General features: G+C 67.9%; 19 protein-coding genes. 2 read left to right on the top strand and 17 right to left on the bottom strand.

The window, feature by feature from the left end:
- Positions 1–89: 89 nt before the first annotated feature.
- From aroA to R5W23_RS07485, 3 genes are all read right to left on the bottom strand, one after another.
- Positions 90–1,439 (bottom strand): 3-phosphoshikimate 1-carboxyvinyltransferase, encoded by a 1,350-nt coding sequence (aroA, locus tag R5W23_RS07475; RefSeq protein WP_320685796.1) that lies wholly within the window; start codon positions 1,437–1,439, stop codon positions 90–92.
- A 10-nt stretch (positions 1,440–1,449) separates the two neighbouring features.
- Positions 1,450–2,241, bottom strand: coding sequence for a tRNA pseudouridine(38-40) synthase TruA (gene truA / locus R5W23_RS07480; RefSeq protein WP_320685797.1), 792 nt, complete (start codon positions 2,239–2,241; stop codon positions 1,450–1,452).
- Between the two features lie 131 nt (positions 2,242–2,372).
- Complete coding sequence (locus R5W23_RS07485; RefSeq protein ID WP_407936109.1) at positions 2,373–3,386, bottom strand: aspartate-semialdehyde dehydrogenase; 1,014 nt, start codon at positions 3,384–3,386, stop codon at positions 2,373–2,375.
- A 123-nt stretch (positions 3,387–3,509) separates the two neighbouring features.
- On the opposite strand from R5W23_RS07485, the gene R5W23_RS07490 reads away from it, so the two are divergent.
- The gene (locus R5W23_RS07490; RefSeq protein WP_320685799.1) at positions 3,510–4,976 is read left to right on the top strand and encodes a M81 family metallopeptidase; all 1,467 of its coding nucleotides are present in this window, start codon (positions 3,510–3,512) and stop codon (positions 4,974–4,976) included.
- A 170-nt stretch (positions 4,977–5,146) separates the two neighbouring features.
- Here the strand turns inward: R5W23_RS07490 and R5W23_RS07495 are convergent, their stop codons facing one another.
- The 9 genes from R5W23_RS07495 to R5W23_RS07535 all read right to left on the bottom strand — a co-directional run bounded on the left by R5W23_RS07495 (position 5,147) and on the right by R5W23_RS07535 (position 19,355).
- Complete coding sequence (locus R5W23_RS07495) at positions 5,147–6,214, bottom strand: WD40 repeat domain-containing protein (protein ID WP_320685800.1); 1,068 nt, start codon at positions 6,212–6,214, stop codon at positions 5,147–5,149.
- Between the two features lie 125 nt (positions 6,215–6,339).
- A complete protein-coding gene (locus tag R5W23_RS07500; RefSeq protein ID WP_320685801.1) occupies positions 6,340–7,461 on the bottom strand; it encodes a CobW family GTP-binding protein in 1,122 nt (373 codons plus the stop codon).
- Positions 7,462–7,729: 268 nt separating this feature from the next.
- Entirely contained in the window at positions 7,730–9,202 is a 1,473-nt protein-coding gene (locus R5W23_RS07505) for an ABC transporter permease (RefSeq protein ID WP_261185754.1), read from the bottom strand.
- A 138-nt stretch (positions 9,203–9,340) separates the two neighbouring features.
- A complete protein-coding gene (locus tag R5W23_RS07510) occupies positions 9,341–10,315 on the bottom strand; it encodes a DUF4351 domain-containing protein (RefSeq protein ID WP_320685802.1) in 975 nt (324 codons plus the stop codon).
- Positions 10,316–10,373: 58 nt separating this feature from the next.
- Positions 10,374–11,090, bottom strand: coding sequence for an ABC transporter ATP-binding protein (locus R5W23_RS07515; protein WP_010034564.1), 717 nt, complete (start codon positions 11,088–11,090; stop codon positions 10,374–10,376).
- Positions 11,091–11,269: 179 nt separating this feature from the next.
- Positions 11,270–13,354 (bottom strand): hypothetical protein, encoded by a 2,085-nt coding sequence (locus tag R5W23_RS07520; RefSeq protein ID WP_320685803.1) that lies wholly within the window; start codon positions 13,352–13,354, stop codon positions 11,270–11,272.
- Complete coding sequence (locus R5W23_RS07525; RefSeq protein WP_320685804.1) at positions 13,242–16,550, bottom strand: TolC family protein; 3,309 nt, start codon at positions 16,548–16,550, stop codon at positions 13,242–13,244. Before R5W23_RS07525 ends, R5W23_RS07520 begins: the two co-directional genes overlap by 113 nt.
- Before the next feature lie 114 nt (positions 16,551–16,664).
- Positions 16,665–17,276 (bottom strand): prolyl hydroxylase family protein, encoded by a 612-nt coding sequence (locus R5W23_RS07530; RefSeq protein ID WP_320685805.1) that lies wholly within the window; start codon positions 17,274–17,276, stop codon positions 16,665–16,667.
- A gap of 39 nt (positions 17,277–17,315) precedes the next feature.
- Complete coding sequence (locus R5W23_RS07535; RefSeq protein WP_320685806.1) at positions 17,316–19,355, bottom strand: serine/threonine protein kinase; 2,040 nt, start codon at positions 19,353–19,355, stop codon at positions 17,316–17,318.
- A gap of 364 nt (positions 19,356–19,719) precedes the next feature.
- On the opposite strand from R5W23_RS07535, the gene R5W23_RS07540 reads away from it, so the two are divergent.
- A complete protein-coding gene (locus R5W23_RS07540) occupies positions 19,720–21,237 on the top strand; it encodes a HEAT repeat domain-containing protein (protein ID WP_320685807.1) in 1,518 nt (505 codons plus the stop codon).
- A gap of 84 nt (positions 21,238–21,321) precedes the next feature.
- On the opposite strand, the gene R5W23_RS07545 is transcribed toward R5W23_RS07540, so the two are convergent.
- From R5W23_RS07545 to R5W23_RS07565, 5 genes are all read right to left on the bottom strand, one after another.
- Positions 21,322–22,053 carry an alpha/beta hydrolase-fold protein gene (locus tag R5W23_RS07545; protein ID WP_320685808.1) on the bottom strand — a complete coding sequence of 244 codons (732 nt, stop codon included), beginning with the start codon at positions 22,051–22,053 and terminating at the stop codon, positions 21,322–21,324.
- 208 nt (positions 22,054–22,261) lie between these two features.
- Positions 22,262–23,527 (bottom strand): tetratricopeptide repeat protein, encoded by a 1,266-nt coding sequence (locus R5W23_RS07550; protein WP_261185746.1) that lies wholly within the window; start codon positions 23,525–23,527, stop codon positions 22,262–22,264.
- Between the two features lie 86 nt (positions 23,528–23,613).
- Positions 23,614–24,387 (bottom strand): hypothetical protein, encoded by a 774-nt coding sequence (locus R5W23_RS07555; RefSeq protein WP_320685809.1) that lies wholly within the window; start codon positions 24,385–24,387, stop codon positions 23,614–23,616.
- 6 nt (positions 24,388–24,393) lie between these two features.
- Positions 24,394–25,029 (bottom strand): hypothetical protein, encoded by a 636-nt coding sequence (locus tag R5W23_RS07560; RefSeq protein WP_320685810.1) that lies wholly within the window; start codon positions 25,027–25,029, stop codon positions 24,394–24,396.
- Positions 25,030–25,042: 13 nt separating this feature from the next.
- Positions 25,043–26,071: an LLM class flavin-dependent oxidoreductase gene (locus R5W23_RS07565; RefSeq protein ID WP_320685811.1), complete on the bottom strand. Its 1,029-nt coding sequence runs from the start codon at positions 26,069–26,071 to the stop codon at positions 25,043–25,045.
- Between the last annotated feature and the right edge of the window lie 268 nt (positions 26,072–26,339).

The raw sequence follows: 26,339 nt of genomic DNA on the forward strand, positions 1-26,339 counted from the left end.
AAATTGCCGCGTGCATGTTGCGGCGGCACAAAAGATAAGCAGAGCTGAATCGCCTGAAGTTACAGGCAATGACGGCCGGGCCGCTGGCATTAATGCGCATCTTGCGTACTGCCGTAATAGTGCCCACTGGCCGTGGCCAGCACTTCCAGGTCTTCCCAGAACCCCGGGTACGTCTTCGCGACGCAGCCCGGGTTCCGAATGACAACTCCGGGCACCTTGAGGCCCACCAGCGCCAGGCTCATCGCCATCCGGTGATCGTTGTACGTGTCGATCGCGCAGCCCTTGAGCGGGCGCGGGGTGATCGTGAGCCCGTCTTCGCGCTCCTCGACTTCGGCCCCGAGCTTGCGCAGTTCGATCGCGAGCGCCGCGATGCGGTCCGTTTCCTTGTGGCGGATGTGGGCGACGTTGCGGACGGTCGTGGGGCCGTCGGCGAACAGTGCCACCGCCCCGAGCGTCATCACGGTGTCGCTGATGTCGTTCATATCGACATCGACCCCGCGGAGCGGGCCGCCGTGAACGGTGATCCCGCCATCGCTCTCTTCGATCCGACAGCCCATCTGTCCCAGCACGTCGACGAACCGCACGTCCCCTTGCAGCGACGCCCGATTCAGCCCGCGCACCGTAACGCTCCCGCCGAGGACCGCCGCCGCGGCCCAGAAATAGGAAGCGGCTGAGGCGTCCGGCTCGATGTCGTACCGCTCGCGGTGCCCGCGCTGGGGCTCGATGCGGTACGCGTTGGGGGCCACGCGATCGACACGGATCGCCCAGCTCTCGAGCATCCGCACCGTCATCTCGATGTACGGTTCGGACACGACCGTGCCGTCCAGGTGGACGACCGTAGCCGGGTGCTCGGAACTCGCGCGGGCGAACGGCACGGCCATCATCAGCGCGCTGAGGAACTGGCTGCTCTTCGCGACCTTGATGTGAACCGGCCCGGTGCGCAGCCCGTTCGCCTCGATCACCACCGGGGGGCACCCGTTGCCGCTTTCGCTGGTCGCGTTCACGCCGAGCGCCCGCAGTGCGGAGAGCAGATCCTCGATCGGCCGCTCGCGCATGCGCGGGATGCCGTCGAGCCGGTACCGCCCGGCCCCGAGGCTCACCATCGCGGCGAGGAACCGCATCGACGTTCCGGAGTTGGCGACGAACAGGTCGGCGCGGTCGGCCGGGATCGCGCGCGGCGTCGGGTTCGTGACCCGAACCGTGTTCGTCGCCCAGTCCTCGTGAACCGAGTAGCCGAGCTGGGCGAGCGCGCCGAGCATCACCTCGGTGTCCTCGCTCCGAAGGACGCCCCGCAGTTCGCACGGCGCGTCCCCCCTCGCCAGCGCCGCGAGCACCAGCGCGCGGTTGGTGATGCTCTTGCTGCCCGGGACTGTGACGGTCGCGCTCACCGACCGGGCGAGCGGCTGGATTTCGAGTTCGGCGGGGTATGTGTGGGACATGCGGCTATTATCACGAACGGCTCGCGTCCGTCTCCCCCGGCGCCGGGCGATCGGCGCCGGATTCCGGGTACGTCACGCGCATCAGGAACAGCCCTTCGGGCGGCGCGGTGGGGCCGGCGAGTCGGCGGTCCATCGCGTGGAGCACGTCGGCGATCTGCGTTTCGGGCCAGAACCCGCGGCCGACCTGCACCAGACTCCCGGCGATCGCGCGCACCATGTTGTAGAGGAAGCCGTTCGCCTCCACGTCGATCCAGATGCACTCGCCGAACCGGTTCACGCTCAGGTGCGTAATGGTCCGCACACTGGTAAGCCGGTTCGGCCACTCCGTCTCGAAGCAGCGGAAGTCGTGGCGCCCCACTAGGCACCGGGACGCCCGCGCCATCGCTTCGGCGTTCAGGTGCTGGCGGACGAACCACGCGTACTTCCGCAGGAACGGGTCTTGCAGCCGGCCGTCCTGCACCACGTAGCGGTACATCTTCCGCACCGCGTCCTTGTTCGCGCAGAAGCTCTGCGGCGCCTCGGTCACCTCGCGCACGCCGACGTCTTCGGACAGCTTCGCGTTGATCGCCTTCAGCAGCACCGCGCACGAGAGTTTGGACGCGGTGTACACGTTCGCGACCTGTCCGACCGCGTGGACGCCCGAGTCCGTGCGCCCGCTACAGTTCAGGCGCACGCGCGGCTCGCGCGTGATCTCCGCGATGGCTTTTTCGACGGTCTCTTGAACCGTGCGCCGGCCGGGCTGCGTCTGCCAGCCGAAGAAGTCGGTCCCGTCGTAGCGGATGATGAGTTTGAGGTTACGCATTCAAGAGATTTCACTGCAGAGAGCACGAGAGGGCGCGGAGAGAAGACCAAGAGAGTGAGTTTGAACGTCTCTCTTGGTCTTCTCTCCGCGCCCTCTCGTGCTCTCTGCGGTGAACCCGGCTTGTCTGTTCGCTACTTCACAATGCCGCGCTTGACCAGTTCCTCGGCGCACTGCACGGCGTTGCTGGCCGCGCCCTTGCGGAGGTTGTCGGCGACCACCCACAGGCACAGCGCGTTCGGGTTGCTCGGGTCCTGCCGCACGCGGCCCACGAACGTGTGATCGCTCCCCTCGGCGTGGATGGGTTGCGGGAACCGCCCGTCCACGACCTCGTCCATGAACACCACGCCCGGGGCCTTCGCCAGCGCCGCCTTGGCATCGGCAACGGAAACGGGGCGGGCGAACTCGACCGTCACCGCTTCGCTGTGGGCCACCTTCACCGGCACGCGGACGCACGTCGGGCAGACCCCGATGGTCTGGTCGCCGAGGATCTTCCGCGTCTCGTTGATGACCTTGTTTTCTTCTTCCGTGAAGCCGTTCGGGTCGAGCGTCCAGTCGAGGGTGACCACGTTCCCCGCGAGCTGCGCCCGGTGCGCCGTCGGCGCGGGCACCGGCTGCCCCGCGGCCCAGGCGCTCGCCTGCGCCGCGAAGTCGATCAGCCCCTTCGCGCCCTTACCGGACGATGACTGGTAGGTCGCCACCACCACGCGTCGCACCGGCGCGAGGTCGTGCAGCGGCTTCAGCGCCACGCACAGCGGGATGGCGACGCAGTTCGGGTTCGCGACGATCCCCTTCTTCGCATTGTGCAGCTCGTGCGCGTTGACCTCCGGCACCACCAGCGGGCAGTCCGGGTCCATGCGCCACGCCGACGAGTTGTCCACCACGATCGCGCCGGCCTTCGCCGCGATCGGGGAGAACTCCTTGCTGATCGAACTCGGGGTGCTGCTCAGGACGATCTGCACGCCCTCGAACGCCTCGGCCCGGATCGACTCGACCGGGTACGGTTTGCCCGCGAACTCGACGGTTTTACCGGCGCTTTTCTCGGACGCCAGGAATTTGATCGATTTGACCGGGAAGCTGCGCTCCGCGAGCACCTTCCGGATCAGATCGCCCACGGCACCGGTTGCGCCGACCACCGCCACGTTCACAGGCACTGGAGCACCTCAGTAATTGGAGAAGTGAGGGACGCCGCCCTCACAGAAACCATATGAAATCTCGTGAACAGCGGGCGCGATATTGGCGCCCGGCCCGTGGGACGGCGGAGAGACACGATGCGGATCGCGATCGGCGGGTTCATGCACGAGTCGAACACGTTCGCCCCACTCCCCACGGACCTGTCGCGGTTCCGCGACGGCAGCCTCACGTACGGCGACGCCGTGATCCCGAGCTGGCAGGAGGCGCACCACGAGATCGGCGGCTTCATCGAAGGGGCGCGGCGGTTCGGGTTCACCCCGGTGCCGGTCGCGATGGCGTGGGCCACCCCGGCCGGCCCGGTGAGCGACGAGTTCTTCGACCACTTCACCGACGCCCTCGTGACCGGGTTCCGGCTCGCCCGGGCGGAGGGCGTGCTGCTCGCCCTGCACGGGGCGATGGTCACGCCCAAGCACCCCGATGCGGACACCGAGGTGCTGCGCCGGGTTCGCGCCGCGCTCGGCCCGAGCGTGCCCCTGGTGGTCACGCTCGACTTCCACGCGAACGTCTCGCCGAAGATGGCCGAAGCGGCCGAGGCGCTCGTCGGCTACCAGACGTACCCGCACGTGGACCAGCGGCAGCGCGGGCTGGTCGCGGCGGAACTGGTCGCGCGGGCGGTGGGCAAAGCGGTCCGCCCGGTGTGCCACGTCGCGAAGCCGCCGATGCTGCTGAACCTGCTGGGACAGGACACGGGCCGCGAGCCGATGGCCGGGCTGATGCGGATGGCCCGCGCGCGGGAACAGCAGCCCGGCATCCTCTCGGTCAGCCTGATGGCCGGGTTCCCCTACGCGGACGTGCCCGAGATGGGCGCCAGCGTGATCGTGGTGGCCGACGGGGACCGGACCCGCGCGAAAGCGGTCGCCGACGAGCTGGCGAACGCAATGTGGGCGGTGCGGGAGCAGCTCAACGTGCCGTGCCCGGCCCCCGAAGAGGCGGTGCGCCAGGCGCTGGCGTGTACGCACCTGCCGGCGCTGCTGATCGACCTCGGAGACAACATCGGCGGCGGATCGGCCGGCGACGGGACCGTTCTCCTCGCGGAACTGCTCAAGCAGCGGGCGAAAGGCTGCGTGGTGACGCTTCACTCCCCGTCGGCGGTGGCGCAGGCCAAGGACGCCGGCGTCGGCGGGCGGGTAGAGGTGAAGGTGGGCGGCAGCACCGGCACGCTGCACGGGCCGCCGCTGACCGTTCGCGGCACGGTGCGCTCGCTGCACGAGGGGCGCTGGGTGGAGGTGGAGGCGCGCCACGGCGGGAAGCGACAGAACGACCAGGGGCACACCGCGGTCATCGACCTCGCGGACGGGAACCTGCTCGTGGTAAACACCCTCCGCACCCCGCCGTTTAGCCTCGGGCAGCTCACCTCGCTGGGGATCGACCCCAAACACGCGCGGGCGATCGTCGTGAAGGCGGCTGTCGCCTACAAAGCCGCGTACGCCCCGATCGGCGGAACCATCATTGAGGTGGACACGCCGGGCCTGACCGCAATTAACGCGGCCCGGTTCGAGTACAAGCACATCAAACGGCCGATGTACCCGCTCGACACCCAGTGAACAATCACTCCCCCGACGGATGCCGGATCGGTTCACAGCAGTTCGTTTCGGGGGCGGTAAGACGGGCGCGATCTGTGCGCAGACGCAAGGGGCCGACCCCAAAGACAAGAAGCTACTCTTCGTATCTCGGGGTCCGCGCCGCACGGAAACCAGGGCTCGTCTCGCGGCGCTCAACCGGCTCGAAAAACCGCAACCGTTCCCGCCCCGCTGCCGGCGGCCAGCGACTTGTCGTCGAGCGACCACGCCAACACGGACGCCTCCGTCTCGCCGGGGAACGCGAACTCGCCGACCTGGGCGCCGCGGCGGTTGGTCGGTTGCCACAGCATCACCCTCCCGTCGCCCCCCGCGGACGCCAGCAGGAAACCGCGGTGCTGATAGGCCAGCGCGGTCAGGCTCGAATTCTCGTCGTGACCGGGCAACATCGTCGGCTTGGTGCCTTCCGGCCCCTTCGGCCCGCCCTGACAGTCCCAGATGCACACGACGGGGCCGCCGCCGGTCGCGAGGTACCGCGAGCCGAAGTCCCACGCCAGCTCGCGCACCTTGGTCTTGTAGCCCCACATCTGCAAGTCGCGCGACGCGTCGAAGTACCAGAAGTGAACCGTCGAGTCCTGGTTCCCGTGGGCCAGAATCTTGCCGTCCGGGCTCCACGCCATCACGAGCGGCGACCCCTTCCAGGACAACAGCTTGACCGGTTCGAGCCCGGCGAACGGGTCGTAGGTCGCCGCCGCGCCATACGCGAGGAGCGTGATGTGGTTGGTGCCGGGCCGCCACTTCAGGTCCATCACGGTACCCGCCTGTGCGGGCAGTTCCCGCACCAGTTCGCCGCCCGCGGACCAGACCCGCGCCTTTTTGCCGGCCGCGGCGGCGAGGAACTGCCCCTGCGGATGCCACGCCACCTTCTCGGCCCACGCCGCGCCGGCGTCGAGCGCCTTCACCTCCGCCCCGGTCGCGGTGTCCCAGAGGCGCACGGCCTTGTCCTGCCCGACCGAGGCGAGCAGGCTACCGCCGGGCTGCCACGCGATCGCCGCGGTGCCGAACCCGTTCCCCTTCAGCTCGTGCAGCGGCTTGCCGGTGTGCGCGTCGAACACGACGACCGGCCCGCTGACCGTCGCGGCGGCGAGTTTGGCCCCGTCCGGGGACCAAGTCAGCCCGACGACGTGGTCCGGCGTCGGCGCCTGCCACACCGGGCGGAGTCGGTTCTCGGCCTTCGCGCCGCCGAAGATGTTGATGCGAGCCATATCAAGTCAAAAGGATAAAGGTAAAAGGCAAAAACAAACCACAATACAACGATCTCCCCGGTCCAGCGAACTGCCGGGGCGATCCGACCGACCACTTTATCTCGCGCCTTCCCTTTTGACTTGCGCTACGCCAAGCAGCTCTTGAAGCCCTCGGTGAGGGCGCCGCGGTCGAGGTTGCGGCCGATGAAGATGAGCTTGTTGGACCGCGGCGTCTTGCCCCACGGCTTGTCCGGGCGGCCGTCGAACAGCATGTGAACGCCCTGGAACACGAACCGGTTCGGATCGTTCTTGATGCTCAGCACGCCCTTCATGCGGAAGATGTCCGGCCCCTTCTCCTGAAGCAGTTCCATCATCCACTTGTTCAACTTTTTAACGTCGAGGTCGCCGGCCAGCGTGATGCCCACGCTCGTCACCGACGAGTCGTGAACGTGGTCTGGCTCCTCTTCTTTCATCACCCCGAGCGCGTGCGTCTTGTGCTCGTGCTCGTGCTCGTGATCGTGGTCGTGCTCGCACTTCCCGTGCTCGTGATCGCAGTGGGAGTGATCCTTGTCGTCATGCTTGTGATCGTGTTCGTGATCGTGCGAATGGCCGCCGTTCTTCAGGAAGTCCGGCTCGTGCTCCAGAATGCGGTCGAGGTCGAACCCGCGGACGTTGAGGACGTTGTCGAGGTCGGTCTTCGCGTTGGTGGTGCGGTGGATCTTCGCGCTCGCGTTCATCTTCCGGATCAGCTTTTCGAGCTTGTCCAGTTCCGGCGGCGTCACGAGGTCGATCTTGTTGAGCAGGATCACGTCGGCGAACGCGATCTGCTCCTGCACCTCGTGCGAGTCCCAGTGCAGCAGGACGTGCTTCGAGTCCACCAGCGTCACGATGCCGTCGATGGCGGTCTTGGCCTTCACCTCGTCGTCCATGAAGAACGTCTGCGCGACCGGCCCGGGGTCGGCCATCCCGGTCGTCTCGATGAGGATGTAGTCGAACTTGTCCCGGCGCTTCATCAGGTTGCCGAGGATGCGGATCAGGTCGCCGCGAACGGTGCAGCAGATGCACCCGTTGTTCATCTCGAAGATTTCTTCTTCCGAGTTGATGACCAGATCCTGGTCGACGCCGATCTCCCCGAACTCGTTCTCGATGACCGCGATCCGCTTGCCGTGTTGCGCCGTGAGGATGTGGTTCAGCAGCGTGGTCTTCCCGGCGCCGAGGAAGCCGGTGAGTACGGTGACCGGAACGCGGTCGGTCGCGGTTGCTGGCATCGGTGTCTCCTGATCCGTGATTGGTGGGACAGGGGAATTGTACCAGCCCGGACCAGAGCGCGAAGGTTCGTGAACCCCGTGCCCGCAAAAACGGGCACCGAACACGAGCCGTTACCGCCTCGCGCGACCAACCGACCGAAGAAAACGGGGCGCCCGGCCGGGTCGCCCCGGACCGAACGCCCCGCCAGCGGAAGAGCGGGGAACACCCCCGCCCGCGGGTAGAATGGCGAAGCAGGGAAAACTTGCGCGTGTGAAGCGAACAACCTCACTACACGTGCCGCAGGGCCTCAATCGGGTCGAGCTTCGCGGCCCGCCACGCGGGGTACAGCCCGAACACCATCCCGACCAGAATGGACACGCCCACCGACAGGAAAATCGACAGCACGTGCAGCTTCGCCGGCAGCCGCACCTCGGACGCGAACCACGCGGTCGAGCGGACCAGTTCCCAGGCGGCGGGCACGCAGTACACCGACAGGACGCCGATCGCGGCCCCGAGCAACCCGCCGATTGTCGTCTGGACCACCGCCTCCACGAGGAACTGGAGCACGATGTCCTTGCGCTTCGCCCCGAGCGCGCGGCGGATGCCGATCTCGCGGGTCCGCTCGGTCACGGTCGCGAGCATGATGTTCATGATCCCGATCCCGCCCACGAACAGCGAGATGAACGCGATCACGCCCATCAGCATCGTGAACCGGCTCTGGGCGCGCTCGGCCTCTTCGAGCTTGTCCAGCGGGACCGTCACCGAGTAGTCCTTCTTCGGGTGCTTGCGGTCCAGCATCCCTTTGATCTCGTTGCCCACCGCCTGCACCTTCGCGCGGCCCGCGGGGGTGTCCACTTCCGCGCTGACGGTGAGCGTGATCTGGCTGAACTCCACCTTCTCGTTCATGCGGGCGCCGGCGGTGCGCACCGAAATCACCTCGCCGAACCGCCGCCGGCTCGTGCGAATGGGGATGTAAATGTCCCGGTTGAAGTCTTCGGCGGCCTGGCTGCCGCCGGAGCCGCCGGTCGGCATCCGGTCCTTCAGCACCCCGACGACGACGAAAAAGTGGCTCCGCATCCCGACCGTCTGCCCGAGCGGGTCCTCGTAGGGGAACAGCCGGTCCGCCGCCTCCGCCCCGAGCACGCAGTAGTTTTCGAGGTCGCTGTCGTCGTTCTCGACCAGGAACCGGCCGCGGGACATTTCGAGCTTGTTCACCGCCTGGTAGTCGGGCGTCGTCCCGATGACGCGGGCGTTCACGAGCCGGTCCAGGTACCGCGCCTCGCTCGGGAACACCCGCATGGGCACGATCCGCGACACCGCCCCGTCGGTCGTAAGCGTGCTGAACCGCTCAAGGTCGTCGCGCACCAGACCGTAACTGGTGACGAACCCTTTCGCGGCCGTCGCCGAGTCGTCCGGCGGCTTGGTGCTGCGGACGATGATGTTGGTGGCGCCCTGGCGCTTGATGTCGTCCAGCGCGTCCTGCATGGACCCCTCGCCGAACGACATGAGGGAGATGACGGAGCACGTGCCGATGATGATGCCGAGCACCGACAGCACGGAGCGGAGCTTGTGCAGCCACAGGCTCTTCATCGCCAGTGAGACGCTCCGCTTGAGCTTCGCGGTGTTGCTGGCGAGCGGAACCCGCGCGAGCACCCAGGCCGCCGCGGGGCCGCCGAACACGAAAAACAGTACGGTGGCCACCACCAGCGCCGCCGCGCCGAGGCCGACGAGTTGCAGCAGCGAGAAGTCGTAACCGAACATTCACGTCTCCGAGAGCCGTACCGGGGCGCAGGATCGGGCACGGTGCTCTACCGCCGGTTCTGGCGGCAGAGGGTGGTTCGGAACGGGCGACGGGTCCGAACCGGGCGAGCGGCAGCGTTAAAGGCGCCCGCCTCGGGCTCACGCCCCGGCGAGGAGTTCGTCCCAGGTACTCACGTCGAGCAGTTTTTCGGCCAGCGCGTCCAGCCGTGCGAGGTCCGACAGCGAGTTAAGAGCGGCCTCTTGCGTCGCCGTCGGCGAACCGAACTTTTTCCCCCCCTGGCGGAGTATCAACTTGCGTACTTCATTCAACGAGCCCTGCTGAAGCCCCTGCTGAAGCCCCTGCTGAAGCCCCTGCTGAAGCCCCTGCTGAAGCCCCTGCTGAAGCCCCTGCTGAAGCCCCTGCTGAAGCCCCTGCTGAAGCCCCTGCTGTAAGCCGTCTTGCAGCCCGCGCCGGAGAATCGCCTGGTACGTCACGGATTCTTCCATTTGCATCACCCCTGCGCACACGGCATCGATCAGCGGCTGCTCGAACGCGAGCCCCATCAGCACGTAACTCGCGCCCCACAGTTTGGCGGCCAGCGGAGGGTCCACCTGCTCGTCGATTCGGGCCTTCATGCCACGCACCACAGACGGCAGATCACCCTCGCTGACTCCGGCCAGCGGGGCGAGCGGGAGCAACCCGAGCGGCCCGGTTAGGAACTCCGACGCCGGCCGCTCCCACACCCGCACCACCTGATACCGGAACTCCCAACTCGGCCCGACCGGCGGGGCAACCGGCATGTGCCCGCTCAGCCACGCCATATTGCCACGCCGCCGGAGGAGCACCACTGCGGACGCCACCGGCACCCCATGTCGGGCGGTCAGCAGCGCGTTGTAGCGGAACACCCGGCGCTCGAGGTCCGCGCTCGGTCCGGTCTGAATGTCCAGGTGCAGCAGCCACCGGAACGGCTCGTCCACCCGGATCACCTTGTCCGCGGCCGTGGTGACCGTGGAGAGATCTGCGTCGATCAGCCCCACCGCGGACGCCCGGACGGCCCCGCCAAGGAACGCGACCCAACCCGCCGGGTCCGTTTCGATCAGTTCCTTGGTTGTAGCGTCATAGGGTAAGCTCATTCGCGGGCCGCCTCATCGGCTCGAAGTAAGGAGTACGGCCCTGCGGCGCTCGACGCGCTCAGCGGTCCATCTCGACGATGGTGCGGGTGTCGTTCCGCACGTCGGATTCGACCCGCCCGTCGCGCAGCCGCACCACCCGGCGCGCCCACTCGGCGATGTCGTTCTCGTGCGTCACCATGATGATCGTTTTGCCCGCCCGGTTCAGCTCCCGCAGCATCTGCATGATCTCGATGCTGGTCTTCGTGTCGAGGTTCCCGGTCGGCTCGTCGCCCAGAATCAGGTGCGGGTCGTTCACGAGGCTCCGCGCCACCGCCACGCGCTGCTGCTGACCGCCGGACAACTGGAGCGGCTTGTGGTCCAGACGGTCTCCGAGCCCGACCAGTTCGGCGAGGGCCACGCACCGCGCCTTCGTCCGCTCGTCGAGTTTGATGCCCTGGTACAGGAGCGGCAGCTCGATGTTCTCGACCACCGTATACTGCGGGAGCAGGTTGTACGACTGAAAAATGAACCCGAGGTAGGTGCTCCGCACCTCGGAGAGCTGGTCGTCGTCCATCTCGGACACGTCCACGTCGCCGAGGTAGTAGTGCCCGCTGCTCAGCCGGTCCAGGCACCCGAGCACGTTCAGCAGCGTGGACTTGCCCGACCCGGACGGCCCCATGAGGGCGACGAAGTCGCCCTCGTCGAACGCGAGGTTCAACCCCTTGAGCACGTTGAGGGTCTGGGTCCCCATATAGTAGTTCTTGACCAGATCGACGATGCGAACGATGGCAGGCATAAGGAATCTCGAAGGGCGGGTCGTGGGTTCCTGAGCGGCACGGCGTGAGCCCGCCGGAGCGACAGCGTTTCGCGGGCCGCGTGAGCCCGCCGGCGCAACGCGAGCCCGCCGGTGACACCACGCAGGTGCAATTCGCACCCTGAGTCGTGTCGCACCGGCGGGCTCGCGCCGCGCATCGATCACCCTTGCTGGGGGCCTCCGGCGCCCGGCGGCGGGCCGCCCGCGCCACCCTTTTTGCCGCCACCTTTCTTACCGCCGCCCGGTGCGCCGGATCCGTCGCCCTTCGGGCTGTCACCGAACCCGCCGCCCTTGCCCTCACCCTTGCCACCACCGCCGGGCGCGGCGTCGCGGGTGCGGGTCTTGTCGTCCGGGGCCAGCAGCACCTTCGGGTTCATCACCACGTCGTCGCCCTCGGACAGGCCGGTCTTGATCTCCACGAACTTCTCGTTGTAGAGCCCTAGTTCCACCTGCTTGCGGTCGTATCCCCCGGTCGGAGACTTGACGTACACCTCGCGCTTCACGCCCATCTCGGTGCCGCCGATGATCGCCTGCACCGGAACCGTCAAAACGGCCTCCCTTGCGGTGTCCACGGTGATCGTCACCTCCGCGGTCATGTCCGGCTTGAGCTGCTCGCTCTCGATCCGCTTCTTGGTCCCGTCCGGGAACACCTCGTAGTCGATCATGACCAGCGTCTGGTACAGTTTCACGTCCGAGATCCACGAGTCGGCCTGGCTGGCGACCGCGGACACCGTGCGCACGTGGCCCTCGAACTGGCGGTCCGGTAGGGCGTCGACGCGCACCGTGGCCTTCTGCCCGTCGGCCAGCTTCTTGTACTCCTGGTTGCGGAACTTCTCACGCACCCGGTCCATCAACTCGCCCCGCTGACCCACGAGACGACCGAACGGGTCGGTGTTCAGCAGCATCACCGCCTGGAACCCGTCCACGAGGTGGGTCGGCACCCGCACGTCGCCGCGGATGCGGGCCACCATCGCCTCGTGGACTTTGGTGTTCACTTGCATCCGGTGCAAGTTCGGGATGCGGAGCAGCTTCTGCCCCTCCTTGACCTGCGCCCCCTGCTCGATGAGCCCCTGGCTGCTGCTGCTGCCGAACCGGTTGGACTCGGACCGGAAATACACCACCATCGAGTCCGGCTCGATGTCGCTCGGGGCCGTGATCTTGCACTCGGCGCGCTGGAGCGAGATCTCGCGCTGTTTCTCGTCCTGCTGGATGAACTCGGACGTGGCCCGTTTCTTCTCGGCCAGTGCCTTGGCGAGGTTCGCGTCCGCTTGCAGCACCGCCTGCTCGTAGGCCAGCAGCGCGCTCGTCCGCTTGCTCCGGAAGTCCGTGAGTTGCTGTTTGCGGTCGTAGCTGAGCATCTGGGAGAGCTTGGCCCGCTTGCTCCGCAAGTCCTCGACGGCGCTCTCCATCTTCGACCGCTCGGCCTGGGCCTGGGCGGCGCTCATGTACGAGAGCTTCACCATCCGGTCGGACCACGCGGCCCGCTCTCGGTACTGCTCCAGGTTGCTCTCGGCCAGTTTCACCTGCCCGGTCTGATCGTCCACCAGTTGGCGGAACGAGCCGGTCTCGGACAGCGACGCCATCCCGCCGCCGACCACCGCGAGCGCCCCGAGGGTCGGGTCGTAGTTCAGGCCGGTGAACTTCTCCAGATCGATCTCGGCCAGCGCCAGCGCGTTCTTCGCGGTCTCGACGGCGATCTCGTTCTGTTTGACCACGATGTCGTAATCGTTCTCGGCCTTGATCTTGTTGGCCGAGGCCGTGTCAACCTTGATCTGCTGCTCCTCCTCCTGGTCCTTCAGGGCGGAGTCGTCGAGGATCATGAGGAGCTGGCCGGGCTTGACGCGGGAGCCGTCGTCGATGACCCAGTTGATGGTACTGGCGAACCCCTTGGAGCCGGCCCGCACTTTACACACGATGTCGCGGTTGTCGGCCGACTCGAGGGTCCCCTTCTCCGCGACCGTGACCACCAGCGGCTCGCGCCGGACGGTGTGCAGCAGCACGTCGTTGCGGACGGGGGCCGGGCGGAAGGCGTACCACCCGCCGACCGCGGCGGCCGCCAGCGCCAGCGTCCCGCCCAGTGCCAGCGGCAGCAACAGCTTCCGCCCCTTGGCCCGGGACGGAAGCTGCCGCGGCTTACCGTCCGAATGGCCGGGGGGCAGGAAGCTGTTCACCGACGGGCTGCCGGGGCCGGTCGCCGGCGGGCTCGGGTGAACGACGGGAACTGTCGGCTCGGTTGAAGAACTCATCGATCCACACCCCGCGGTCGTCGAGGGTCATCTGTTCGAGGTCGAGGTACAGCTGCATCCGGCCGGTCTGGTAGGCGACCCAAATCTGGTACAGCGAGTTCTGCCCGGCCACCAACCGGCTCTGGGCGTCGAGCACCTGTTGGGTGAGGGCGGCGGCGCTGCCCGCGTCGTTCCCGGCCCCGGGCGCCGGCGGCGCGAGCAGGATCGCCTGGGCGTTGTCCACCTGCGAGTACCCGAGTTCCACGACCCGCTGTTGGATGCGGTACAACTGAGCGAAGGTTCGCAAATCCCGGAGGTCGCTGCGCACGTCGTTGGTGATGTTGTCCTCGAACGCCATCAGCGTGCGGCGCGAGCGCTGGTAGGAGACCAGTGCGGCACGGTAATTATTACGCTCCGCGCGGCGAATTAGAGGCAGTTGCGCGTTAAAAGTCAGTCGGTGGTCGCTCCGGTCGGCGGAAAACGCGAGACCATTGTTCCGACCGGCCGGGGTGCTGCTTGTTAAATCATACCGGACGTCGAAGACCCCCTGCAACGAATTTGCCTGAATTGCGATCTGGCGCCACGAGTCCACCACCTGCGCCCGGGCGTTCATCAGGTCGAGCCGGTTCGACAGGGCCGCCCGGATCGCGGCCGTGTACGCCTCGTCCAGCGGGGCCGCCAGCGCGTCGGTGCTCCCCTCCTGACCCGCCCCGATGGGCAGCGGCGGCAGCTCGGGCCACTGGTTCCGGACCAGCACCAGCCGGTCGTTGCGGGCCTCCAGGATGAGCAGGTAGAACGCGCTGAACACGTCCCGGAACGCGCCGGCCTGGGCCGCCACCCGGGCCGGGCCGGTGAACTTGCTCCACGGCTGCGACTCGTACACCCGCACCAGCCGGTCGAACTCGCCCAGGTCGATCTCGTCCTCCAGCAGCGCGACGCGGCGGGTGTCGGCGGGCGGCTCCGGCTGGCCCTTCGCGAGCCGCGCGGCGCGGGCGTCGAGCAGCTTCCGCCGCTCCTCCCGAAGCCGGGCCAGTCGGGTGGCGGCCTGGTCGTCGTTCAGTTTGGCCGGCGCCCACGAGTCGAACCGCTCCCCGATGCTCTTCGCGAACGCGGTGCCCTTCGCCAGCGGCGACTCCGTGAGCAGGGCGCGCCACCGGGCGCGGAACTGCGCCACCGGCACCGCCGGGTCGTACTTCGCGGCCTCCAGTTCCACCTGCTGCACCTGCGCGTACACCTCCTCGAACCGACCGAGCTGCTGCCGGATCGGCCGCAGCGGCGTGTCGTCGAGGTCCAGCGCGACGGTCACCGGCAGCCCGAGCTGGAGCTTGTAGTTGTCGAGCGCGTCGAGGTACCCGCGGATACCGCTCCCGCCGCCCCCCCCGCCGCCCGCCGCCACGCCCCCGACCTGCCCGAGGAGCTGGCCGCGGCTGCTGAGCAACTGCACTTCCACCTGCCCCACCTGGAGGTCGGACTGCTGCCCGCCCTCGCGGAACGCCTGGTACAGGCGCAACAGCCGCTCCAGCGCGGTCACGTTCTTGCGCTGGTTGCTGATGACCGCCGACTGGTACAGCAGCGGCATGAACCCGGTGCTTGGGGCGGTCAGGTTGCCGCCGATGCCGCGCCCCAGGTTCTGCGACAGCCCCTGGAGCCCGTACGGGTTGTTCGTGTACCCCCCGCCGCCCGCGATCGCCACGTAGAAGATCTTCCGGAACCGCGCGTACGAGCGCATCGCGTACAGCAGCGTGCGCTCCGCTTGCGTCAGCCCTTCGAGCGTGACGGCGAACCCGCCGCCGCGGAGGAACGGCTGCGCCAGGCTCAGTGTCAGGTTGCTGATGCTGGTCTGCGGCCGGTCGCCGGACAGGTCGATGACCACCTGGTTAGCGAGTTGGACGGCGAGCAGCGCCCCGGTCGGGAACAGTTTGTTGAAGCCCGCCGTGGTGCCCATGTTCCAGCGCTCGCCGCCCCCCAGCTCGCGCCCGGTGGACCGGCGGACCACTTGCTCGGTGAAAAACGCCTGCGCCGCGAAATTGAACCGCTCTAGCGTGACCGGCAGCGCACTCAGGTACAGGTCTTCGCGCCGGTCCTGGTACTCGCGGGCGTTGAACAGCCCAAGCTCGACGGCCTGATCGAGCTTGATGCGGTACCCGGATTGTGCCGACTCGAGCGCTTTGAGGTAGTCCGACGCGGGGTCGCCGGTGGCGAGCGCCGGCGGGTACAGGTCGGACATCGCCCCGAGCGGGTTCCCGCCCGACGGCTTCGTCTCAGACGGCTTCGGGTCGGGCAGCTTCGTTTCGGGTGGTTTCGTCTCCGGAACGGGGAGCGGGAGCGGCTGCGCCGGGGCAACGTCGGGCGGCGGAACCGACTCCGGCACCACGACGGGCGCGCGACCGACGGCCGGGACCGCAACACCGCTCGGCTCGTCCTTGCCCGAAACGACGACCACGGTCGGCGGCGCCAGCTTGGCGCGCCCCGGCTCCGTACTCGGCGTGGGTGTCGTGCGGTTCGCCGCCGTCCACGGGCCGAACTCGCCCGACTTGGCGGGAGCGGTCGGCTCGACCTTCGCAGTGCCCGACGCGGTCGCCGGTTGTTTCGCGACCGCCGCGGACGGCTCGACCGGGCTCGCACCGGGGAAGCCGGGCGGCAAGCTGTGGCGCACGGCGGGGCGGTCGGGGGCCGGCTTCGCTCCGGCCGTTTCCCCACGCGGGAGGGAATGTTGCGCCGTGGTGCGTTCCGCGGCCCCTGCCCCTGGCGTGGTCGGCCACTGAGAGGTTGTCCCCCCGTCCTTCTTCACCGTCGGAGCCGAAGCCGGGCTCTGCTCCGCGACCCCGCGTGCAGGTGGTGGCGGTTCGCCGGCGCGGTTCTCCGCGTCCCACTGTTCGAGCATCGCCACGTACCCGTCCCCGTCCACCCGTCCGACCCCGGACTTCTTCGTGGGGCGCTGCGGATGAGGGGACAGGACGCGGGCCGCGAAGTCGTCCGGCGGGTACGGCGGGCGGTCCGGATTGGAGTTGTCCGCGAACCGCGCCCGCGGGTCCGGGTACACGTGCCAATCTTTCTTCACCTGCCAGTCGGGGAAGATGTTCTTTTGAGAGATCACCCCCGCGACATCCTTGTCGGCCCGCTCGCGATAATGAAATCGCGAGCAGCCCGGTGTCGTAATGAGGGCGAGGAGAGCGAACCCGGCGATGTAGGGCAGGCAGCGTGCTGATCCGTGCATGTCGCACCCGTGCAGAAACCGGAACACCGGCACGTTAGGCACGATGGTATCGACCGCGCAGTCTGCCCGAGTTGAAACGAACCGCACGGACAAGCGAATCCGTACAACCGGACGTTACCCAGACCGCCCCGCCGCATTCACGCCCCGGGGGCGCCCGTACATCACGTCGGTGCGCAGCACGTACTTTCGCCCGCTCTCCACGACCGCCCCCTCGTGGAGCAGCCGGTGCCGGAACACCAGCGCAGTGCCGCGCACCGGCTTCACACGCAGCCACGGCCCCGCACCAAACTGAAAGTGCGTCAGGAGGTCGTGGAAGAAGTTCGTTCCCCCGCCGGTGAAGTCGTCGTTCAGGTAGATCAGGAACGTCAGCTCGCTCGCCTGGAGCTGCCGGAACCGGTGGTAGGCCCCGTCGTGGTGCGGCTTGAACGTCTGCCCGGGGCCGTACCGGTAGAAGCGCCACCGCTCGTTGAAATCGACCAGCTCGTGCCCCTCAATAACTGATGGCAGGAACGCCCTCGCGCGCTCGAAGAGGCGCGCCGCGAGGGTCGGGTCGTCGAGCGTTGCGCGGTCGTTGTCGCGGAACGACTTGATCACCTCGCCGCCGGCGAGCGGCGCGTCGCCGAACCCAAGGGCCTCGCTCTGGGCAATGAACTGGGCGCATTCCTCCGGCGTGAGGAAATCGGTGATGGTGAAGATCGCTTCGCCGTCGAGCGGCGTCCTGGTCATCGGACTAACCTCCATATCAGGAAGTGAGTTCCGAACAGTTTACACTAATTGGCACGCGGGCCGGCGCTTCTGAAACTCGACCCGCACGTCGATGGTGTCGGCCCGCGGGGGCAGCGCGAGCAGCTTCAGCTTCCGCATTCTCGCGAGGTACGGGATCACGGTCGGCGAAACGTAAGCGGCGTTCGCCAGCCCGACGGCTTCCAGCTCCGGAAACCGTGTCAGCAACAGTGTTACGCCCGAATCGGTGACCTGGGTGTCGGCGAGCCCTACGGCCTTCAGCCCGCGCAGGCTCGCGAGGTGCATCAGCCCGGCGTCGGTGACGCGAACGCAGCCCGACAGGTCGATGGCTTCGAGCCCCGGCAAACCGGCAAGCGCCTTAAGTTTGACCAGTTCGGCGTCGCCGGTGGTGTCGGGATTGAGGGCGAGGCGGTACGCTTCCCCGGGCTTCGCGACCACCTCACCGGGTAGTTTTGCGCCACTCGGCGTCCAGCGCGCGTCCAGTCCGTTGGTAGCTCGGGAGAACCAGTGCCCGCGCAGCGGGATCAGCCACTTCTCGGGTTCGGCCGGCACCGCCTGCGCGACGATCGACACCGGCGCCGAGCCGCCTTCAAGCCCCGACGGGGCCGGGAGCGCCGCCCCTCGCCCCTCGCGCGGGGGTGGGGACGGCACCGCAGGCTTCACTGCCGGCGAGCCGCCCGCCCGTTTCGGTTCCGCGGGCACCTTCTCATCCTTCGCCGCCGGAACAGGGGCCGGAGCGGTCCGGCTACCCGCCCGGGCCGGTTCGGAGACCGGGCTCTTCCCGCCGCGCAACTTGCCCAACCGCTCCGCCAGCTCGGCCGCGTCCTTCGGCCGCCCGGTCGGCTCGGTGTCCACGCAGTCGCCCACGATCTCGATCAGTTCATCGGACACGGTGCGGCGTTTGAGTTCGCGCTCGAACCGCGTCCCGGGCGCCTCGGCGAGTTTGCCCGTCAGCATTTGGAACGCGATCACCCCGAGCGCGTGAACGTCGTCGCGCGGGTCCGGTTTCGCGCCGCGGGCCTGCTGGGGGCTGGCGTACAGCGGCGTGTACGACCCGCGCAGCGACGTTTCGAGCCAGCCGGTCATCATCGACAGCCCGGCCGGGTTCGTTCGCAGGTAATCGACCGCCACCCCGCCGATGCCGAAATCGGTGATCCGAAGGCGCACGTCGGCCGCAGAGCCGTTCGACCGCCCATCGACGTGAAATAGGATGTTGGCCGGCTTCAGGTCCCGGTGAACGATCGCGGGGCTGAGCCGGTGGAACGCGCCCACCGCCCCGGCCAGTTGCCCGATCGCGAGCGCCGTCGCCGCTTCGCGTTCCGCCTCCGGGAGCGCCTGCCACCGGTGGATGAGGTCGATCAGGCTCCCGCCGCCCACGTACTCGTACATCAGCCACGGGGCCTCGCCATCAAGTACCGCATCGAGGAGCGGGACGACGTTCGGGTGCGGCCCCTGCTCCATCACGCGGGCGATCACCCGGCCCTCGTGCGAGGTGAGTTTCGCGCGCACCTTCGCATCGGTACAGAACTTCACCGCCCGCGGCTGCGGGAGGAAGCCGTGCCGCGCCAGCCACACCTCGCCGAACCCGCCGGCGCCGAGCAGCTCTTCGAGCTTCCACCCCGGGCGCCCGGGGAGGTCCGCCCCGGGCCGGAAGTGCGGCACCCGCATCGGGAGGAGCTTCGCCAGGTCCTCGGGCTCCCCGATCGCGAAGTCCGGCGGGACCGTCTTCCCGGTCGGGTCGTCGGCGCGCTTCAGCGACTGCCGCACCGCCCCCGGCAGTTGGGTCAGGTACAGTTCGAGGGTGAGCCGGTCCTCGATCGAGCCCTCGTTCACCACCTGCCGCGCGACCTGTTCGGCGACCTTCTTGGCCTCGTCGGCGCTGCTGGCGGCGGCCTTCGCGATCTCCTCCCGGAACGCCTCGGCCTTCTTCCGCTCGCAGTACAGCGCGTACGCCTGCTGGGCGACCTTGGCCACGTACTGCCCGCCGGGAACCAGCTCGGCCAGTCCCTGCACCCCGTGCTCCTTGACCGCCAGCGCCACGCACTCGAAGACGGCGAACATGGGCCTGCTCCGCTCGGAAGTTGGGGACCAACGGTCAGGAAGTCGCGAGGCCGCGTATAACACGGCGCGGCAGTTTGTGCCGGCGCGCCCGCCGGCCTGATGTGCCGCGTCGCGTTCTGATCTCGGCCGGTCTCATCAGGGCCGCGCGAACTTGAAACTACTGAACCCGCCCCGGCCGTGCTAGCTTTCGCTGTTAGGACTTTCGACTTTACGACCGCTCGCGTGTTCCGCGCGTTTGCCCCGGGCTGAATCGCGAGATAAGGTACGGTAGTTCTTCAGAACAGAAGCCCCGTTCAGTTTGGGTGCCGCGTCCCTCGGCGGGCGGCACCGGTTACCCGACACCGCTCAGGTGGGATCGCGCATCATGGCTTGGTCCGCACCGGCGCCGCGCCACGATCTCGGGCTCCTCGGCCGGGTCGTCAGCCTCGCATTGCTCGCACTCCCGGCCGCCCTGCTCGCCGGTTTCGGCTACCGCACGGACCTGATCGCGCTCTACGTCGGCGCGGGTGTTCAGGTCCTCTTCGCGCTCACGCTCTTGCGCGCCCACCCGGTGTGGCGCCCGCCGGTAAGCGCGTCGCTCATCATCCTTTACCTGATCGCCCTCGCGTGGCTGTGGCTGCCGACCCGCGGCTCTCCCGATTGGGCCGTTCACATCGGACAAAGCGCCCTGCTCATTACGGCGGTGGGCCTCGCAGCGGTTCACGACCTGACGCGGACCGGGGCCGAACCGCTGCGCCGCGCGAACAAGTGGTGCGCCAAGCTCGTGTCCCGCACCGACTGGCCGCTCCAGTTCACCGACTGCCGGCTGTTACCCGAGGTCGTCGCCCTTCGGGGAGCCGCTCTGGACGAGATCCGGCCGGTCCTCGCGCTGCTCTCGGACCCGCGGCCGGAGGTGCAGTGCTCCGCCCTGGGGGCATTAGAGTATCGCCCCGTGTGGCGCCCGGGGGAAGCTGAGTTGGTCATGAAAACGGCCCGCGAGAGCGGCGAACCGGCCGTCCGGGTCGCGGCGGCGTACGCGCTGGCCGCGGTCGGGTCCGCCGACCTCATCGGCGGGCTGGCCTGTATGTTACGGGACCCCGCGGCCGAGGCGCGGGCGGCCGCCGCGGAAGCCCTGCTGTGGAACGCCGACGCCAAATGGGCGTTCGCCCGCGAGGGCGTGCGTGAGGCGCTCGCCGACCCGCGGCTCGCGGACGACGGCCCCCTGTTCGCCACCGGGCGGCTGCCGGCCGCGGCGCTCGCCGACCTCACAACCTGGGCCGAGGAGCACGCCCCGCTCGCCCCCCGCGCGATCCAAACGCTGATCGAGCAGCACCACCGCGACCTGACCGACGGAGAGCGGCCCGAACTGGGCAGCCAGCTCGCCGCGATGATGCTCAGCCCCGACGCCCCGCCCGCCCTCCGGGTGGAACTCGCAGCGCTGTTGCGCGATCACAACTTGCTGTCGGTGGACCTGCTCGACAAGCTCACCAACCTGGACCAACCGGGGCCGATGCGGCTGTTCGCGGCGGAAGAGATGTTGCGCATCAACCCGCACGACTCGGACGGCGTGGACGTGCTCCGCGGGCTGGCGCGTCAGCCGAACCGCGAGATGGCGCTGTCGGTTGCGGCGGTGCTGCAAAACGTGCTGGGGTTAGAACTCGGGCTCCCCGGGGGCGAGCGACCGCCGGCGAACAGCAAGGTCGCCGCCGAAGTCGCCCGCCGGGTGCTGCTGTGGGCGAACGGCGCGAACCCGGACCAGCTCCGCCCGACCCCGGGGCCGATGCCCGGCCTGAAGGCGCCGCGGTCCGCCATGCTCGGCGGGCGCCCCGCGGCCCCGAAGCCGTCGGCATTCCCGCCCAACCCGAACGAATTCCCGCGCAGCGGCTCCGGCACGGTGTTCTAGGAATCATCGTTCGGCTGATGACCCCTGTTTTGGCGGTTGCTTTTGTGGCGCCGACCGACGGATCACAAACGCGCCTCGCCCGACCTACATCAGCCGCTTCGCCACTCGCCCGAGCGCATCCGCAACGAACGCCAGCGCCTTGGGCGTCATGAATTCCGTGTACGACGTTCCGGCTGCGGCGCGCGTGTCGAGATCGGCGGTGTGCGGAACACCCATCGCGGCGAGCTTTTCGCGGAGCCGGTCGTTACCGCGGTAGCACGCCGCGTCGTCCGGCGCGCAACAGAACCACAGGTGCGCCGGCCAGTCCCGGGCGTCGAGGTGCAGAAGCGCGGTGTCGAGCCGGCACCGCTCGCGGCTCTCGTACATCTCATCGAGCGGCGTGCCCGCGCCGTACCAGTCCTGGCAGTCGAACGCCCCTGAAACGCTCACCGCGACCGGGAACCGGTCGGGGTGTTTGAACGCGAGTCGCACCGCCCCCTGCCCGCCCATCTCCACCCCGGCGAGCGCGAGGGTACGCGGCCCGAGCCCCCACGCGGACTCCATCCACGGCACCAGCGATTCCAAAAGGAAGCATTCAGGAGTGATTTCGGTGTCGAACTCCGAGCAGATGCGATCGGCCCACCAGCACCACCCGCCGGCCGGGGCCGCACACCGTAACCGGTGCCGCTTCAGTTCCGTTGTGAAAGTGGAGTCAGTTGCCGGCGACTCTTCACGAAGTGAGTGCAGGTAGAGCACCGCTTGCGGCGCTGCGCCGGGCGGGTCGAACACGTCAACGGCGTGCCCGCCCAGGGCGATCCGTGTCCAGCCGGCGAGCATGGAGCGTTCCGCAAGGCGAGTCGAACACGAGACCCGGTTGAGGCTCTGGTGTTATGTCCGGCGCCGGAGCGCGGGCCTCTGGCCCGCTTGACGTCGGCGGTTCGGTTCGGCTCCGCGGAACCCGGGGCTCATTCCCAGCGCACACCAGCGGGCCAGAGGCCCGCGCTCCGGCGCGAGCGGCCAAGGCCACTCGCGCCGTAACAACCAACTACTCGCGGGCCTTCTTCAGCTTCTCGCTCACCTTGCGGCGGCGCTCGCCGTCCCGCTTGGTCAGGTCCTCGAACTTCAGCGCCTTCTCCCACGCGGCGATGGCTTCCTTCTTCTCGCCCAGCGCCATGTGACAGTCGGCGAGGTGGTCCCAGATTTCGAGGTGGCTGCCGTCCTCGTCGTCGGCCGCGGCCTGCTTCAGCGGCTCGAGCGCCTCCTTGTACTTCTTCTGCTTGAACAGCACCCAACCCAGGCTGTCGAGGTACGCGGCGTTCGGCTTCACCTCGTCGAGCTTGCCTTCCTTCTTGAGCTTCTCCCGCTCCTTCGTGTCGAGTTCGATGGCCTCTTTGATCAGCTTCTCGGACTCTTCGAGGTTCATGTTCGCGTCGCACCAGATGAACCCGAGGTCGTTCTTGTACGTCGGGTTGTCCGGGTTCCGCTTGATGAGCGTTTGCAGGTGCTTGGCGGCCTTGTCCACGTCCTTATTGTCGACGTACAGCCCGGTGAGGATGTACCGGACGCGGTCCTTCATCTGGTCCTTGCCCTCACCCTTGAGGGCGTCGGTGGTGTCGAGCTTTTCGAGCGCCGAGTTGTATGCCTCGATCGCCGCCGGCAGCTTGCCCTGCTCGCGCAGCACCCAGCCCTTGGTCTGGAGGAAGTACCAGTCGGCCTGGGCGCTCACCCGGATGAGGTTGTCAACGAGGCTCAGCGCTTCGTCGAACTTCCCTTCCTTCGCCATCGACTGAACCAGCCGCTCCAGAATGAACGGCTTCGCCCGCTCGTACTCCTCCGGCCCCATGTCGTCCACGAACTTCTGGCACGTCTCGGACACCAGGGCGTACTTCTTCGTCTCCCAGTACAGGTCGATGAGGCCCTCGTAGGCGTCCACCATCTTGCTGCCGCTCTTGATCTTCGTGGCGTTCTCGACGAGCGCCTCGTAGAACGGCTCGGCGACGTCGTACTGCTTGTTGAAGTGGGCGAGCCGGGCGACGATCAGCCCGCCGTTGAAGTTGAACGGGTTGTCCTTGCCCTTCGCCTCCTTGAGCATTTTGCCGGCTTCGGTGACGAGCTTTTTCGCCTTATCCTTGTCCTTCGCGAGCGCGCGGAGCTTGTCCCGCTGCGCGTCCTTATCGGTGATGGAGTTGAGTTTGAGGAGTTCCTCGCGCAGCTCTTTGTTGTCATCGGCCGCACGGACCTGCCCGCCGGCCAGGACCGCGAACCCAACGGCGGCGGCCAGTAGCACCACCCGCCGGACCCTGTTTGCCACCACGGCGCACCTCCTGAAGACGGCGAAACTGTAACCCTGGTGACGATTCTACCTACGCCGCGCAACCGGTGCCATGCCGCTTTGCGTCAGGCAAAACCCAGCACGAGGTCGAGCGCCCAGCACCCCCGGGCGTGTTCCACCGGGGGCGGCCCGGCCGCGTCCGACCGCTCCCACGGGAGCAGCGCGGGGTCGCGCAGGTGCTCCAGCAGGCGTTCGGCCCCGCACCCGGCGTCCTGGAGCGCGTCAGCGAGAATGGGGAGCTGGTCGAACGCGCGGTCGTTGTAGATGCGTTCGGCCAGGAGCCGCACGTCGGTGGTGCGCCAGGCGGGATCGAACCCGACCGGGCGGAACGGGTTCCCGACGACATCGCGCAGGACGCCGGCGTGCGCGGCGGCTTCGGCGTCCTTGTGCGCCTGCCAGAGGTCGCTGACGCCCCCGGCCGTATTGGTAATCTCGTAGGCGTAGGTCTGAGCGGCGTAATTGGCTCCGCTGATCGCATACGACGCGGACGAAGCCCGTGTGTCGTGCCCCGCAGCCGCGGCATCGGCACAGGCGCTGGCGTGCATGTGGGCGATGTACGGCGCGACGCCCTGCGTTTGCCGGTACTCGTCGTAAAATTGACGTGCGGCGTCCTGGGTCTCTTTCTGCACGGCCCGTAGCTTCTTGGCGGTCGCGCGCCCGTCAGCGAACCGTTCCGCAACCTCAACGGCTTGCGCCGCGGGCGTGTCGGCGGCCCAATGCCAGTGCCGCCGGCAGCAGGCGCACGCGAACAGCCGCCACTTGCGATGGCTGGCGCGGCCACCGAGGAATTTGTACATCGCGGCCGGATCGGCGCACGCCAGCCATTCGGCTTCGGTCATCGGGCCTCACTCCTTGCCCAGAACGAGGTCCAGCGCCCAGCACCCGCGCACGTGGGTCGCGGCGGGATCGCGCAGGTGGTTGAGGAGGTCGGCGGAATCGCATCCCGCTTCCTGAAGCGCGTCCGCGAGAATTGGCAGCCTGTCCCAAGCGCGGTCCGTGTAGATGCCCTCAGCGAGAAGTTGCACATCCGACGAGCGCCAAGCGGGATCGAAACTCACGGGACGGAACGGGTTGCCGAAAATGTCGCGCAGCAACTCCATCGGGAAAACGTGCTGTTGCCAGAATTCGGAGGCGTTGCCGCACGCCCGCTGGAAAATGAGTTTGCCGCCCGTGCGAGGGTCAAGGAGCAGCAGCAGTATGTCCCACGGGTCTCCGTGCTGCCGCGCGAGGACCCCGAACTTGCCCTGGCTGTACCATTGTGCGAGTTCCTCGCGCGTCATGAGCCGGTCGGCGTACCGCTCGACCAGATCCAGTTCCGCAAGTTCCTCGTTCGTCCCGCCCCACCCGGTACCGATGCCGGCGCGCAGACACGCGCTGGCGAACAGCCGGGCCTTGCGCTCGCTTACCTCCGCCGGCGCGCTCATGTAGAGCGCGGCGAGCGCGAGATGATCGGATGTTATGGGCCATTCGGCTTCAGTCATCGGGCCTTACGCTTCAATTGCCTTTACGAATCACCTCTTCGCCGAAGCGTTCCATCTCCTCCAATTGCGGGCTGCACTGCAACAGTAGTAGGTTTACTCCGACGGCCTCGAACGCCTTCACGCGGTCGAGCACCTGCTGCGGGGTGCCGACCAACCCGCTCCGCAACCCGCGGTTCGAGACGGAGTAGTCTTCCAGCGACACCCGCTGCTCCAGTTGCGTGCCCGCGAGCCACTGCTGGTAGTTGTGGTACCCGGCAGCGCTCTGCTTCACGTCTGTGATGCGGGCCAGTTCCGCCTTCGCTTCGGCGTCGGTGTTGCGGACGATGCTGTATCCTGCCACGCCGTAGGTCATCGGCGGCAGCCCGAAGCCCTCGCGCCGCCGGCGCATGTCGGTGATGCGCTCCGCGATCTTCTCGGGCGGGTCGCCGTGCATCACGTAGGCGTCGCACGTCTTGGCGATCAGGTTCTTCGCGGCCTCCGATTCGCCGCCCGCGTAGATGACGGGCCGCGGTTTCGTGAGCGGCTTCGGCTGGAGGACGTTGTCCTGCACCTTGTAGAACTTCCCCTCGAAGCTGAAGTGGTCCCGCTTCCACACGCCGTCGAGCACGTCGAGCCACTCCGCGGTGCGGGCGTAGCGGTCGTCGTGCTGCTCGAACTGCACCGCGTACTTGTTCGCCTCGTCCCGCCACCAGCTCGACACCACGTTGAGCGACAGCCGCCCGCCGCCGCCGATGTGGTCGATGTTGGCGGCCTGCTTCGCCAGCAGTGCCGGGTTGTGGAACGTGGGCCGCACCGCGACCATCAGTTCCAGCTTCGACGTGACCGCCGTGAGCGCCGCCGCGGTGCTCCACGCGTCCAGGGAAGGCGCGTCCTCACCCTTGATGTCGTTCAGGTTCAGTTCGGCGACCAGCGACAGATCGAAGCCGATCTGCTCGGACCGCTGGGCCAGCTTCTTGGTGTACTCCCACGTCGCGGACATGTTCTCGTCGTCGACGTTCCGCAGCCACCCGCCGAAAACGGGCATCCAGTAGCCGTAGCGCATGGGTCTCTTTCTGGAGCGCGGGCCTCTGGCCCGCTCGGGCTATCGAGTTCGGTTCGCTGCCGGAGATTCGTGGTTGGTGTTTGTTGGCATGGCTCTGGTCTTGAGTGTGGTCCGCTCGCTCCGCTCGCTCCGCGAGCGGTGTTCCGGGTCTCAGATCGGCTGTACGTTATCCGGCCTGCACCACATCGCGACCGCTCGCGGAGCGAGCGGACCACACTCAAGACCAGAACCACAAGAATCGACGTACCGCGGCCTCATTCGCAAAGCG

Source organism: Gemmata algarum (genome assembly GCF_034097035.1).
Lineage (GTDB): Bacteria > Planctomycetota > Planctomycetia > Gemmatales > Gemmataceae > Gemmata > Gemmata algarum.

What these genes read in the sequence shown, in the direction of transcription:
- truA (WP_320685797.1), bottom strand. Translation starts at nt 2,241, where the DNA reads ATGCGTAACCTCAAACTCATCATCCGCTACGACGGGACCGACTTCTTC.
- R5W23_RS07565 (WP_320685811.1), bottom strand. Translation starts at nt 26,071, where the DNA reads ATGCGCTACGGCTACTGGATGCCCGTTTTCGGCGGGTGGCTGCGGAAC.
- R5W23_RS07510 (WP_320685802.1), bottom strand. Translation starts at nt 10,315, where the DNA reads ATGAGCTTACCCTATGACGCTACAACCAAGGAACTGATCGAAACGGAC.
- R5W23_RS07555 (WP_320685809.1), bottom strand. Translation starts at nt 24,387, where the DNA reads ATGACCGAAGCCGAATGGCTGGCGTGCGCCGATCCGGCCGCGATGTAC.
- aroA (WP_320685796.1), bottom strand. Translation starts at nt 1,439, where the DNA reads ATGTCCCACACATACCCCGCCGAACTCGAAATCCAGCCGCTCGCCCGG.
- R5W23_RS07495 (WP_320685800.1), bottom strand. Translation starts at nt 6,214, where the DNA reads ATGGCTCGCATCAACATCTTCGGCGGCGCGAAGGCCGAGAACCGACTC.
- R5W23_RS07490 (WP_320685799.1), top strand. Translation starts at nt 3,510, where the DNA reads ATGCGGATCGCGATCGGCGGGTTCATGCACGAGTCGAACACGTTCGCC.
- R5W23_RS07530 (WP_320685805.1), bottom strand. Translation starts at nt 17,276, where the DNA reads ATGACCAGGACGCCGCTCGACGGCGAAGCGATCTTCACCATCACCGAT.
- R5W23_RS07500 (WP_320685801.1), bottom strand. Translation starts at nt 7,461, where the DNA reads ATGCCAGCAACCGCGACCGACCGCGTTCCGGTCACCGTACTCACCGGC.
- R5W23_RS07545 (WP_320685808.1), bottom strand. Translation starts at nt 22,053, where the DNA reads ATGCTCGCCGGCTGGACACGGATCGCCCTGGGCGGGCACGCCGTTGAC.
- R5W23_RS07520 (WP_320685803.1), bottom strand. Translation starts at nt 13,354, where the DNA reads ATGAGTTCTTCAACCGAGCCGACAGTTCCCGTCGTTCACCCGAGCCCG.
- R5W23_RS07515 (WP_010034564.1), bottom strand. Translation starts at nt 11,090, where the DNA reads ATGCCTGCCATCGTTCGCATCGTCGATCTGGTCAAGAACTACTATATG.
- R5W23_RS07525 (WP_320685804.1), bottom strand. Translation starts at nt 16,550, where the DNA reads ATGCACGGATCAGCACGCTGCCTGCCCTACATCGCCGGGTTCGCTCTC.
- R5W23_RS07505 (WP_261185754.1), bottom strand. Translation starts at nt 9,202, where the DNA reads ATGTTCGGTTACGACTTCTCGCTGCTGCAACTCGTCGGCCTCGGCGCG.
- R5W23_RS07560 (WP_320685810.1), bottom strand. Translation starts at nt 25,029, where the DNA reads ATGACTGAAGCCGAATGGCCCATAACATCCGATCATCTCGCGCTCGCC.
- R5W23_RS07540 (WP_320685807.1), top strand. Translation starts at nt 19,720, where the DNA reads ATGGCTTGGTCCGCACCGGCGCCGCGCCACGATCTCGGGCTCCTCGGC.
- R5W23_RS07535 (WP_320685806.1), bottom strand. Translation starts at nt 19,355, where the DNA reads ATGTTCGCCGTCTTCGAGTGCGTGGCGCTGGCGGTCAAGGAGCACGGG.